Consider the following 12,915-nt stretch of genomic DNA (forward strand, 5'->3'; position numbering starts at 1 on the left):
GCTAAATTACTTGTTGAGTAAACGTTAAATCTGCACTTCAGGTTTATTACCTAGAGTGCAAATATGTGGTGAATCTAACCCCAAAATAGTTACCCCCAGTGAAACAATGCGCGTATTGTAAAAAACATGGCTAATCTTGTTGAATCTCCCGCAAACATCACGGACAAGCGTTCCGCCCGCAAGGCAGAGAACCGCATCGCAATCGTTGAGGCAGCAGAATCCCTCATCCTCGAGGGTGGCTACGGCGCCCTCAACGCAGAAGCACTCGCAGAACGCGCAGGCGTCTCCCGCCGCACCATCTTCAACCACTTCGCCTCCGTAGACGACGTACTGGTCACCCGCATGAACCAGTACTTCAACCGCATCTTCGAAGAATGCGACTTCACCATCTCCGGCGAAAACGCAAGCATGGAAGCCGAAATGCTCTCCATCGCTCGCAAGGTCTTCATGAGCAACACCCTCGAAGAGTACATCGCACCCTTCGCACACCTGCTCTACGCCCTCGAAATGGACAGCCCCGCGAAGTTCGAAGAATACTCGCACGTCATCCTCGAGCGCACCTACGACATCTTCCTCGAGCGGTACCTCGCGGCATATCCCGACCTGCCCTACCTGCGCGTGGCAGTCTTCGCCTCCAACCTCGCCGAAACCATCGGTGAAGGCGTCTACTACTACCTCACCCGCGCCGAAGAAATGACGGTCAAGGTTGCAGCAGAAGCCCCCGAGGGCACCCACCCCGAAGCACTCGCCATTGAAGCAATGCGCCAGTGTGTCCTCGAAGCACTCGACTACCTGGGTCGTCTGGTCCAGGGCGAATTCGCAAGCTAAGCCCCATAGCGTCAACGCTCAAACACTCTCGCTTCGGGCACCTCATCTGCAGGTGCCCGGGGCGGGGTGTTTTTTGTCTAAAAACAGGACACAGCGTTCGCCGTATAGGGCAAACCACACGCCGTATTCACACGCACCCAACACCCAAACTCTTCACTCACTTAACTTCAAAGGACTGAATCATGGCTACATGGCTCTACCGCATCGGTGAAGCTGCCGCCCGCCGCGCATGGGCTGTCATCCTCACCTGGGTACTCATCGTCGCCGGTGTAGTGGGTGCCTACACCGCGTTCCACGGCAAGCTCAGCAACACCTTCACCATGCCCGGAACGCAGACCCAGCAGCTCTCCGACGAGCTCGCACAGCGCTTCCCCAGTGCCAACCGCGGCTCCGGCCAGATCATTCTCACCACCGGTGACGGCACCGCCCTCACCGAAGAGCAGAAGCAGGCATTCTCCGCCGCACTGAGCGCACTGCCCAGCGAGGTGCCCTCCGTGGATGCGGTCACCGACCCGTTCACCACCACCTCCAAGCTTGCAGAAGCGAAAACCCAGCTCGACGAGGCGCACGCCAAGATTGACGCCGCCCCCTCCCAGATCGAGGACGGCAAAAAGCAGCTGAATGCCGCCACCTCGCAGCTTGAGGACGGCAGGAAGCAGATTGCCGACAACGAGAAGAAGCTCGACGACTCGCAGGAGCAGATTACCGCAGGTCGAAAGCAGCTGGACGACGCGCAGAAGCAGTTGGACGATGCGCAGGCACAGCTGAAGGACGGCTACGCCCAGGCGGAGGCGGCAGGCTCACCCGCCGCCATGATGGAGCAGCTCAACACCCAGCAGGCGCAGCTGACCGAGCAGCAGAACGCACTCAATCAGCAGCGCGATACCCTGACCGAGAGCCAGAAGCAGGTTGACGCGGGTCGCGCAGAAATCGCCTCCAAGAAGGACGAGCTGGCTGAGGGCAAGAAGAAGCTGGACGAGCAGCGCAACCAGCTTCAGAAGACCGAGAGTGACCTGCCTGCACAGCGTGAGCAGCTGGAGCGTCAGCAGAAGCTCTACGACTTCACCTCCGGCTACCGTATGGTCTCTGAGGATCAGTCCACGGCGATTGCGACTGTCTCGTTTAAGAAGAAGATTTACGAGGTGCCGTCCGCCGAATTGCAGAAGGTCATGTCCGACATCGAGTCGGCGAACCTGCACGGGGCGACCGTCCAGTTCGACGCGAACCTGAGCGAATCCGCGCTTGGCGGCGGCTCGCACACCGGTGAGGTTGCGGGTATGATCATCGCCTTCATCGTGCTGATAGTTATGCTCGGCACCCTCGTGGCTGCCGGCCTGCCGATTCTGATGTCTCTGGTGGGCGTGGTGGTGGGTGTGCTCGGCACGCTCTCCCTGTCCTCCGTTGTTCAGATGAGCTCCACCGCCTACACCCTGGGCCTGATGCTTGGCCTGGCGGTCGGTATCGACTATTCGCTGTTCATTCTGAACCGCTACCGCACGAACCTGCTGGACGGCATGCCGAAGGTCCAGGCGATTGCCCTGGCGAACGGCACGAGCGGTAACGCCGTGATTTTTGCGGCGAGCACCGTGATTATTGCGCTTGTGGCGCTAAACGTGACCGGTATTCCCTTCCTGGGCGTAATGGGTAATGCCGCCGCGTTCTGCGTGGTTGTTGCCGCCCTGATCGCGGTGACTCTCACCCCGGCGGTGCTGTCCCTGGCGGGTGCCAAGGTCATGTCGAAGAAGCTGTGGGCTTCCAGCGGTACCCCGAAGAAGATTGCGGAGCGCCGCGCGCAGGATGCCGAACGCACCGAGAAGCCGAACGGCTGGTTGCGCCTCGTGCTGGCGCGTCCGTTACTGACTCTGGTGGTCGGTACGCTGGCACTGCTGGCAGTTGCCGCCCCCATGTCTCAGATGCGCCTGGGCCTGCCGGACGCCTCGAACTACCCCTCCGATAGCGTCGCGTACAAGTCGTACGCACTGGTCAAGGACAAGTTTGGTGAGGGCATGAGCGCGCCGCTGGTTGCGGTCGCGCACACGCCCGCGAACATGAGTGAGGAGCAGGCTCAGCAGGCGCAGATTGATATCGCCTCTGCGGTCAAGGAGCGCGGCGGCGCGAATGTGCAGGCTGTGGTTCCCGGCGGTATGACTGATGACCGTACCCTGATGATTTTCCAGGTGATTCCTGCCCACAGTGCAAGCTCCGTGGAGACTGAAGAGCTCGTCCACGAGCTGCGAGCCGTGACCGTTCCGGTTCAGGGCTCTGAGGTGTCTCTAGGCATTGCGGGTCAGACCAGCGGCAATATTGACGTCTCCGAGGTGCTCGCGCAGAAGCTACCCCTGTACCTGGGCGTGGTGATGGGCCTGTCCTTCCTGGTGCTGATCCTGGTGTTCCGTTCGATTATGGTTCCGCTGGTTGCCTCGGTTGGCTTCCTCTTCTCGGTGCTGGCGAGCTTCGGTGCCGTGGTGTCGATTTACCAGTTGGGCTTCATGAGCTCCCTCTTCGGCGTGGACCACCCGGGTCCGGTGCTGTCCTTCTTGCCGACCCTGCTCATCGGTATTCTTTTCGGTCTTGCGATGGATTACCAGATGTTCCTGGTGACCGGCATGCGTGAAGCGTACGTGCACGGCAAGGATGCGGCGACCGCCATTGTGAGCGGTTACAACCATGCGGTGCGTGTGGTGGTGGCTGCCGCGATTATCATGATTTCGGTGTTTGGTGGCTTCATCTTTGCTGATTCGACCATGATCCGCCCGATGGGCTTCGGTCTGGCGTTCGGTGTGCTCGTGGATGCGTTTATTGTGCGCATGACGCTGACCCCGGCGATTATGGCTCTGCTGGGCGATAAGGCGTGGTGGATGCCTAAGTGGCTGGATCGCCTCACTCCGAATATGGATGTTGAGGGCGCCGCACTGAGCGAGAAGATTCAGCACGAGCGTGAGTCTGCCGCCGGTTCGGGTAACAGCTAAAGCCTGGGTAACCGCTAAAGTATTAGTGTGTGTTTGTGCGCTGTTGTAGCGCACTTTGAAGACTAATACGAGACGAAAGGGCAGGTGCACGGTGATGAGGAACCGCGCGAGTATCCGGCAGAGGATAGGAGGCGTTCTAACCCGTGTGCCTGCCCCTTTTCTTGTCTTTTTGGGCGGCGGCACGGGTGCGCTGTGCCGCGTGTACACCCCCGGTGGCGTGCTGGTGGCGAACCTGCTGGGTTCGTTCACGCTGGGCCTGCTGACGATGGTGTGGAACGCCTACGCGCGCCGTGACGGCGAGGACCGGATTCACTCGTTCCGCCTGCTGTTCGGTGCGGGTATGATGGGCGGCTACACGACCTATTCGTCGATTGCTGCGGTGCTGGCGCAGACGATTTTTCTGCCGTACACGGTGCACGCTCAATATATGGTGCTGGCGGTGGCAGTGCTGCTCGTGGGTGGTTTGGTTGCCGCCGCGGCTGGCATGCTGACCGGCCGTTTTGTGGCGTCCCGCCTGGTACCCGTCCACGATGCTGAGGAGGGCCGCTAATGTTTTTCGCTCTGATGGTGTTCCTCTGCGGCGGTCTGGGTGCGATGACCCGCTTCTTCCTCGATAAGGCGATGTCGCCTCGCCTGCGCACGGAGTCGTCGATTATTAGCCCGGTGTTCGTCATTAACCTGGTGGGCTCGTTCCTGTACGGCCTGCTGATTATGCCGGTCTCTAATCCTCGCGCGCTGGGCGTGCACTATAACGCCACGGAACAGGTGGCGTTCTGGTGCACGGTGATTACGACCGGTCTGCTGGGTGGGTTTACGACCTTCTCGACCGCCATGGTGGAGGCGCTGACTGCCCGCGCTGAGGGCAAGATGGTGAAGTTCCTGATGCTGTGGCTGGTGCAGGTTGTGGGTGCGATGGCGGCTGCGATTGCGGGCGCGCTCTTGTTCGTGCTGCTGTTTGGTCGGTATATTGCGCCGGTGTTCCCGCCGGATGTTTTGTACTGACGGCACCGGCTGTGGTGGTTCTCATGGCATGTTTGGGTGCGTGTACAGCTTTTTCACAGTTTCGCCTAGGGTGAGCCATAGAGCGGTCTTTTACACTGGTGGTGAACGATATGCGGCGGGCATGAACGGTAACCCGCTATATACCATCGGAAATATATGTTAGAACAGGCATATATGCAGGTGGAAAGCATATTACTCACTCTCACGACCTAAGGAACACACGGCATGCAGGAACTGCTCAGTAAACACATGATTGGCACCTTCGCCATCGAGATTGCGGCGCTTACTGTCGCACTCTCTATCATCGGGTTCATTGGTATGCGCCTGCGTGCCAAGAGGACCGGTCGAGCGCACAGCACCCGCCAATACCTGCTGACTGCATCTTTCGCGTTGTTCCTTGCCTCGATTCTTTCGCTGACGCTGACTCCGATTGGTAGCGCGAATAGCGTCACGAACCCCGAACTGTACTACCCGCGCTTCTATGTGGGCTGGAGCTGGCAGCAGGCGTGGGACCTGACGGCCGGCATGGGTCTGCGCCGCTTCGCGACTACCGTGTACGCGCAGCTCTTCTTCAATATTGCGATGTTCATTCCCCTGGGCTTCTTTACGGCGGGCTGCCTGCGCTGGGGTCTGCGCGCTACGGCACTAAGTGGCTTCGCACTCTCGAGCTTCATTGAGCTGAGCCAGCTGACCGGTAACTGGGGTCTGGCGGGCTTCACCTACCGTACTTTCGATGTGGATGACATTGTGAACAATACTGCCGGCGCGGTTCTGGGTGCGGTGTGCATCTGGGTGGTGCGCGCGATTCAGAAGCGCCGCCTCGCTAAGCATGATCGGGTGCTGGCAATGGCTTCCGCTGCAGCCTAATACCCCTCCAAAAAATAGCAGACGTTTTCATAACATGATTGATATAATTCATGTTATGAAAACGTCTGCTCCTAGTCTCCTTCCTATCTTGCGTAGTGACCTGCAGGGTGAAGTGATGGCATTGCTGTTCTCTCACCCTGAGCAGCAGTACACGGTGTCTCAGATTGCTGATGCGACACGTGCATCGTTGCCGACTGTCTCCCGAGAGGTGAATCGTCTGGAACAGTCCGGTCTGGTGACTGTCCAGAATGTTGGTAGGACCCGTATGGTGCAAGCCAAGGTTGATAATCCGGTGGGCCAGGCGATGCGTCAGTTGATCCTGGTAACTTATGGCCCCGTTCCGGTGCTCCGGGATACTTTGCAGGGCATTTCCAATATTGAGGGTGCCGCTATTTATGGCTCGTGGGCTAGCCGTCGTTCTGGGGTGGCTGGGCACGTGCCGAATGATATTGATGTGTTGGTTGTTGGTTCCCCTTCACGTCAGAAGCTGTATGAGGCTATTGATGATGCTGAGCAGAAGCTTGGCTATGAGGTGAACGTAAAGCGGCTATCTCATGAGGCATGGAACTCGCAGGATGGTTTCGTGCAGACTGTGCGCTCGCGCCCGATGGAGGTTCTCTTTGGGCAGCTGGAGGTGAATGATGTCGACGCTGAAGCCTAATGCCCCGACTCCTGGTCCTTGGACTGTTGGCCGGGAGCGCATGCTTGAGCTGATTAATGCCGGTGAGTTGGAACGGGTTACTGTAAATCGTGAGCATGCTCAAGGTCTGTTGTTGCGTGCTCATCGGCATCTAAAGACGGCGCATCGTCTGGTGGTTGATGATCCGGAAGGTGCCTATACGCTCCTCTATGATGCTTCGAGGTTGGCGATGACTGCTGCCTTGGCGGTGCAGGGTCTGCGGCCGACTACTCGGGGAGGTCATATTGTGGTGGGTGATGCGTTGCGTGCTCAGCGAGGCCCTCATGATGTGGTGGGTAAGCTGTATTCTCGCTTGCGTCGAACTCGCCATGAGGTTGAGTATCCCGGTTTGGATTATGAGCCTATAGCTGTGGAAGAAGCTGAAGAGGCTTTGGAAGATGCAGAGTATATCGTTCAGGAGATGACTCTTTTTATTCCTAAGCTAGGACCTTTCTAGACGATATTTCTTTTCGGCACCCCTGAATGAACCTCCTTCCGTGAGGTAGACGCAACGAACCCCTCATTTTCATAACCTGAACAACATAAGTCAGGTTATGAAAATGAGGGGTTCGCCGTTTTAGATGAAACCCTAGACAGGGAAGTTCCCAGGCGGGAAGACTACTCGTCGTCGGTCACGCGGTTCACGACGCGGGTGCTACGGTTACCCTTCACCTCTTCGGGTAGCAGAATCGGCATGGAACCGGTCGGGGTGTAGGTTGCTGCGCGTGCCGCCGCGGTAGCGTGGGTGTCCTCAAATTCGGGGACGACCTCGGAGCTGGGTGCGCGGTACAGGTGGCTGTTAGCCCACCACGCGAAGAGCAGAACCACAACCGCCAGAGCGCTGGAAACGAACAGCCACGGGCTGACCTGACCCTCGTAGTAGAGCTTGAAGAACGCGCCACCCATGAAACCACCGGCAATCGGGCCGCAAATTGGAACCCACGCGTAGAACCAGCGCGAGGAACCCTTATCGTGGATGGGCAGCAGGGCATGCATGAGGCGCGGACCGAAGTCACGGGCGGGGTTCAGGGCGTAGCCGGTCTGACCACCCAGACCGATGACGAGCACGGCGACCATGAAGCCGAAGGCGAGGGGCTTGAGCACGTCGTTGAGGTTGAGGGAGAGTTCCACACCGCCACTGATGGACGGCTTGAAGTTCACGCCGGTGTACAGTGCCGAGAAGACCAGCATGAACGTGCCAATCATTTCGGAGAGGGCGTTGGTGAAGTAGTTGTGAATGGCGGGGACGGTACCGAAGATGCCGAGCTTAATCTTCTTGTCGGCGGTTGCCTTCCAGTGGGGCAGGTAGTTGAGGTAGACCAGTCCGGCACCGACCATTGCGCCGAGGACCTGGGCGATGATGTAGCCGGGGACCTTCTCCCAGGGGAATTCGCCGTAGGCTGCCAGTCCGATGGATACGGCGGGGTTTAGGTGGCCGCCGGAGTAGGCGTGGGAGGCGTAGACGCCGAAGGTGACGGCGAAGCCCCAGCCGAAGGCGATGGTGAAGAAGTTGTCGCCGTGGCCTTTGGAGCGGCGGAGTTCGACGTTGGCGATGACGCCGCAGCCGATGGTGCACATGATGAGCGTGCCGAGGAATTCGGCGAGGTAGGGGCTGATGGTGTACACGGGGTGTCCTTCAGGTAGTGAACTGCGGGTGGTGAACCGGGGTTCGACCGGGTGTGCAGTGCCGAGCGTGAGGGAGGTGTGGTTTTGTGTGGGTTATGTCGCCTGGGTGGCGTGTTTAACCTTTGGCATCTATGGAACCTTGAATACCCCTGGAAGACAATACTTTTGTGTTATTTCACCCTTAGACATAAGCGGTTTTTCGGGTTTTTCGTTTAAAAATAAATGTGGTGGATGAGGGGAAAAACAGGCATAGTCCACACCTTGGACTCATTCCATAAACCCATACTTAAACCCACAGTTCAACCGATCGTTAAATCCATGGCTCAACCAACACTTGAATCCCCACCTTCACTACCCGCCATCAGCACAAAAAATGCCCGGGCACCGCATGAGGTACCCGGGCATTTTCTGTAATTTTTGTGCGGCTCTTATGAGCCGCCATGGTCTGGGTTCTACGCCGCTACACGGTTGCTATGTGGCTGCTACTTGGCGCTCGCCCAGTCGAGAATCGCCTCGAAGAAGCGCTCACATTCGCTCAGCTGCTCCAGTTCAATCCACTCGTTCGGGGAGTGCGCCTGCGCAATATCGCCGGGGCCGCAGATGATGCTCTGCACGCCGGCGCGCTGGAACTGGCCCGCTTCGGTGCCGTAGGTGACCTTCTGCGGTGCGTCGTTGGTGCCGAGCCACTCGTGGGCGAGGCGCACGATGGGCGCATCGTCTTCGGTACCGAGGCCAGGTACGGCGGCGAGCAGTTCGTGCTTCACGCCCACGCGGGAGGTGAGGCTACCGGGCTCCGCGCCGGTGAGCTTCTCTGCGCGTGCGGCGCGTGCCTGCAGGTCGGGCAGAATCACCTCGGAAAGTTCGCGGTCAATGCGCTCGACGAAGGACTCGGTAGTCACCTGCGGCAGGGTGCGCACATCGTACTCCACGACCGCCTGCTCGGCGACGATGTTGTACTGCAGGCCGCCGTTTGCCAGGTTCACGCTGCCGGTGGAATGGGGAATGATGAACGATTCGTCGTAGGGGCCTTCTTCTTCCCACTGGTCCGCCATGTCGGTGAAGAAGGTGATGAACTCGCCGGCGGCAGCAACCGCGTTCACGCCGTGGGTGGCGAGGGAGCCGTGCTTGGGCACGCCGGTGAAGGTGACGCGGCCGCGGTGCGCGCCCTTGTGCGCGTCGATGATGCGCATGCTGGAGGGTTCACCCGCAATCGCGTAGTCGGGGGCGAGGTCGCGCGCCACGAACTCCTCGATAAGGGCGGGGGCACCGACGCAGCCGATTTCCTCGTCGTAGGAGAACGCGAAGTGCAGGGGAGCGCGCAACTTCGCCTCGGCAATGCGCGGCAGCAGCCAGAGGGCGACGGCGAGGAAGCCCTTCATATCGCACACGCCGCGGCCGTAGGCGCGGGTACCCTCCACGCGCAAGGTGAAGGGGTCGGCGTCCCAGTCCTGACCGGCGACGGGAACGACGTCCGTGTGGCCGGAGAGGATGAGGCCGCCGCGGGTGGTGCCGTCCGCTGCGGGGACGGTGATGAAGAGGTTGGCGCGGGTGCCGTCCTCGTTGTAGGTGCGCACGCCGCTGTAGCCGTAGCGGGCGAACTCGGCTTCGATGAGCTCAATGAGTTCGAGGTTGGAGCTACCGGAGATGGTGGGAATCGCGATGAGCTTTTCGAGCCAGGGGAGGGATGCGGGCTGGGTGGTCTGAACCGTCATAACTATTCCTTCTGCAATGTAATGCTGTGCGCTGTCATGTGCCGCGTGCGCTGTCATGTTCAGGGTACGCCGCGGGGCGGCATTCGTCGCCTCATGGTCGTCGAATACCGCCCCGTGACCCCTGCGCGGGGTTAGATGATGTAGTTGTTCACGTTGGAGTGGTCGCCCAGCGCGTGGAAGTTGCGCGAGTGGTAGACCAGCGGGGTGCCTTCGCAGTCGTTGCGGATGAACTCTTCAACCTGCGCGGTGAAGACGAGTGCGGGGCCTGCCTCAACGCGGCTGAGCGGGGTTGCGCGCAGTACGCGGCGCACGCCGTGGACGAGGGGCTCGCCGGTGTGGACGAATTCCCAGGTGCTGGGGTCCTCAAAGCGAGGGTAGTCGTGGGTTGCGAAGTTCTTCGCGAGGGTGACATTCTCAGCGTCGAGCATGTGCACGAGGAAGGAGGAAGCAGCCGCGATCTTTGCTGCGGAGCCGCTGTTTGCCTTGAGGGAGAAGGCGATGATGGGCGGTTCTGCGGCGACGGAGGTCAGCGAGGAGGCGGTGAAGCCTGCGGGTTCGCCGTTTTCGTCGGTGGCGGTGATGATGGCAACGCCGGCGGGCTGGTGGCCGAAGGCGAGCTTGAACTGCTCGGAGGTGTCGGCGATGGGTGCCTGTGCTGCAATGGTTTCGGTCATGATCGACCCTTTCTTCTGCGGCTGCGTTTGAGGGGTCGTCCAGATGTGTATGCGTTGGGCGACCCTTTGTTAAGGGGAGATATGTTTCAGAGTAAAGCTAATGGGTGCTGAACACCTTATTTATTGCCCTATGTTTCTTAGGTGCACCTTTCATGACGTAGGGCGTGAAATATTACGTCATATTCTTCGTCATATGGGAGCTTCACACAGACAGCCCAACCAGCGCCCTGCAACACATGATTGAGGTGCTATCCCTCTCTCTTCCGCGGGGTTTCGCGGGGGTGAAGAGGGCTCTAGGGTATCCTTGCTTGGTACGCGAAAGCGCACCGACCCCCGTATTTGAGGGGTTTTCCGGTGCGTGAACTGTGGGGAGAAGAAGGTTAATGAGCTGGTTGGCAACTATTCCGCTGCTACTTTTTGCGGTCGTGTTGGCTTTTGGCCCCGGCTATGCAATGGGCTGGGCGCTGCGTGTTCCCGCACGTCTGCGCGTCTTCCTCTCTCCGCTCCTGTCCTTTGCCCTGATTGCCGTCTCGGCAATTGTGCTGGGTAAGATCGGGATTGCGTGGAACCTGATTTCCTTCGTAGTGGTCGCGGTCGTGTTGGTGGCTACGGCAGCGGGCCTGATGTGGCTAGTGGGTCGCCGTTGGCCTGCCCTGGCGTCTGCCTCGTGGCCGGGTAATGATGTTCCTGTGGCGTGGCCGGTGGTGGGTGCTGTTTTAGGCGGATTCCTGGTGCTGCACATGACCGAGGACATGGTCTACGGGCCTGAGGCGTTCTCGCAGAGCCTGGATAACTCATTCCATATGAATGCAATCCGTTGGATTCAGGAGCACGGTGACGCGTCGAGCCTGACCCTGGGCGCGGTATCTGCGGCAGACCAGCAACCGGCATTTTACCCGGCGGGTTGGCATGATTTTGTGTCCCTGATTTATAGCACTACGGGTACGAGCATTGCGACTGCCACCATCGTGACCGTGTTACTGGCTGCCAGCATTTTGTGGCCCTGCTCGCTGGTGGCGCTAAGCCTGAGCATCCCGAAGCTGCGTCGCCTGCAGGCGTTGGCAATCCCTGCGCTGACCTGTGGTTTTGCCGCCTTCCCCGGTCTGTTGTTGCGCTGGGGTGTGCTCTTCCCGAATCTGCTGGGTTACGCTCTGGTGCCATCATTTGTGGCACTCATGGTATGCCTGGTGCAGGTGATGGTGCGCGGCGAGTACGCAGCTCTGCTTTCCCTGTGTCTTGCCGCCCTGGTGGGTGTCGCAGGTCTAGCGCTTGTGCATCCGAACGCGGTGGTGTCTGCTGTGGTCTTTGCTCTGCCGCTGGTGCTGGCCGGGGTGGCGTGGGTAGTGCGCTCGCGCGAGCTGGCCTCTCGCCAGAAGTGGGTGAGATCCGCTCTACTCGGGCTGGTAATTCTTGGGTGTGTGGGTGCCTGGTGGTTCCTGCGTCCTGGCGCATCTGCCAGCAACACGTGGGAGCCTATGCTCACCGAAGGTGAGGCGCTCTACCAGTTCCTCTTCTTGGGCCTGGAGAACGCCAATCAGTTGAGAGATACGTTCAATCCCTCGTATCTGGCCGGTTTCCTGGCCCTGTGGGGCGCGGGGTACCTGCTGTACAAGCACCGCAACCTGTGGCTGATTGCCAGCTGGGTGCTGATTGGTTACCTATGGATTGTGTCCGCCTCGGTGCCGCGCGGCGAGTTCCGCTTGTTGATGGTTGCTCCCTGGTACACGGATCATTTCCGCTTGGCGGCGCTGGTGGTATTCCCCTCGGTGATTCTGGCTGGTATCGGCTTGGGCGGCTTCGTGGAAGGTCTGCTTACCTGGGTTGCGCGCCGCGCGCCGCGCCCGGCACGATTGAAGGTTGCGACCGTCGGCATGGGCGTTGCGATGGTTCTGGTACTGGTAGTTGCTGGTCTTTCTTCGCGTGTACCCTCGGTGCAGGAGACAACTCTGGCGGTATCGCAGGAATACCGAGTGACCCCGACCTCTGTGGTGCTGAATCAGGACGAGATGAACGTCATTAACGAGATCCCGAAGATCGTGCCGAAGGGCGATGTGATCGTGAACAACCCCTGGGACGGTAGCGCCTATATTTACGCGCTGGCAGATCGTCACCTGACGGGATACCACTTCGAGTTTGAGACCTCACCCAAGTACTCGGCAATTATGCACAACCTCAAGGACGCTCGTACAAATCCGGAGGTGTGCCGCGAGGTGAACAAGTACAAGGCCCACTGGTACGTTCACCTGGAGAACCAGTTGAACTTCGGCCCAGACGCACAGAAAAACTACGACGGCCTCGTGGCTGCTATTGATACGGACGTTCTGACCCCGGTGTACTCCTCGGGGTCGATGACTCTGTATCGCATTAGCGCTTGCGATAATAACTAGTATCTGGCACTTTTGGGCTGCCTGAAGTATTGCGGGGGTGGCGTGGAGACTAGGCCACCCCCGCGGTGCTACTTCGAGCGTCGTTAAGAGAGTGCTGATAAGATGTAAAACCGGTATGCCTTTGTGCGCATACTAACTTCCGTATGCCATACACACAAGAGATAGCACCGC

The 12,915-nt window shown here is 59.3% G+C and carries 11 protein-coding genes; 8 read left to right on the forward strand and 3 right to left on the reverse strand.

Going from position 1 to position 12,915, the window contains the following annotated elements; translation table 11 throughout:
• Positions 1–126 precede the first annotated feature (126 nt).
• From HMPREF2605_RS00470 to HMPREF2605_RS00500, 7 genes are all read left to right on the forward strand, one after another.
• A complete protein-coding gene (locus HMPREF2605_RS00470) occupies positions 127–828 on the forward strand; it encodes a TetR/AcrR family transcriptional regulator (protein ID WP_070846635.1) in 702 nt (233 codons plus the stop codon).
• Between the two features lie 182 nt (positions 829–1,010).
• The gene (locus HMPREF2605_RS00475) at positions 1,011–3,797 is read left to right on the forward strand and encodes an MMPL family transporter (protein WP_070846636.1); all 2,787 of its coding nucleotides are present in this window, start codon (positions 1,011–1,013) and stop codon (positions 3,795–3,797) included.
• A gap of 145 nt (positions 3,798–3,942) precedes the next feature.
• Complete coding sequence (locus HMPREF2605_RS00480; RefSeq protein WP_246827040.1) at positions 3,943–4,347, forward strand: fluoride efflux transporter FluC; 405 nt, start codon at positions 3,943–3,945, stop codon at positions 4,345–4,347.
• Complete coding sequence (locus tag HMPREF2605_RS00485) at positions 4,347–4,799, forward strand: fluoride efflux transporter FluC (protein WP_070678835.1); 453 nt, start codon at positions 4,347–4,349, stop codon at positions 4,797–4,799. The genes HMPREF2605_RS00480 and HMPREF2605_RS00485 overlap by 1 nt, the downstream gene beginning before the upstream one ends.
• A gap of 225 nt (positions 4,800–5,024) precedes the next feature.
• The gene (locus HMPREF2605_RS00490) at positions 5,025–5,666 is read left to right on the forward strand and encodes a VanZ family protein (RefSeq protein WP_070684739.1); all 642 of its coding nucleotides are present in this window, start codon (positions 5,025–5,027) and stop codon (positions 5,664–5,666) included.
• Positions 5,667–5,781: 115 nt separating this feature from the next.
• On the forward strand, positions 5,782–6,327 hold the full coding sequence (locus HMPREF2605_RS00495) for an ArsR family transcriptional regulator (RefSeq protein ID WP_083324830.1): 546 nt from the start codon (positions 5,782–5,784) through the stop codon (positions 6,325–6,327).
• Between the two features lie 40 nt (positions 6,328–6,367).
• Positions 6,368–6,802, forward strand: a complete 435-nt coding sequence (locus tag HMPREF2605_RS00500) for a HEPN domain-containing protein (RefSeq protein ID WP_070684817.1) — start codon at positions 6,368–6,370, stop codon at positions 6,800–6,802.
• Between the two features lie 161 nt (positions 6,803–6,963).
• Here HMPREF2605_RS00500 and HMPREF2605_RS00505 read toward each other — a convergent pair whose 3' ends face one another.
• From HMPREF2605_RS00505 to HMPREF2605_RS00515, 3 genes are all read right to left on the reverse strand, one after another.
• Positions 6,964–7,971: an MIP/aquaporin family protein gene (locus HMPREF2605_RS00505; RefSeq protein WP_049345964.1), complete on the reverse strand. Its 1,008-nt coding sequence runs from the start codon at positions 7,969–7,971 to the stop codon at positions 6,964–6,966.
• A 482-nt stretch (positions 7,972–8,453) separates the two neighbouring features.
• Positions 8,454–9,683: an acetylornithine deacetylase gene (gene argE, locus HMPREF2605_RS00510; RefSeq protein ID WP_070846637.1), complete on the reverse strand. Its 1,230-nt coding sequence runs from the start codon at positions 9,681–9,683 to the stop codon at positions 8,454–8,456.
• 131 nt (positions 9,684–9,814) lie between these two features.
• Complete coding sequence (locus HMPREF2605_RS00515) at positions 9,815–10,357, reverse strand: flavin reductase family protein (protein WP_070819214.1); 543 nt, start codon at positions 10,355–10,357, stop codon at positions 9,815–9,817.
• Positions 10,358–10,740: 383 nt separating this feature from the next.
• Between HMPREF2605_RS00515 and HMPREF2605_RS00520 the strand changes: the two genes are divergently transcribed.
• Positions 10,741–12,744: a DUF6541 family protein gene (locus HMPREF2605_RS00520; protein WP_070846638.1), complete on the forward strand. Its 2,004-nt coding sequence runs from the start codon at positions 10,741–10,743 to the stop codon at positions 12,742–12,744.
• Positions 12,745–12,915 lie beyond the last annotated feature (171 nt).

Source organism: Rothia sp. HMSC065C03 (genome assembly GCF_001837295.1).
Lineage (GTDB): Bacteria > Actinomycetota > Actinomycetes > Actinomycetales > Micrococcaceae > Rothia.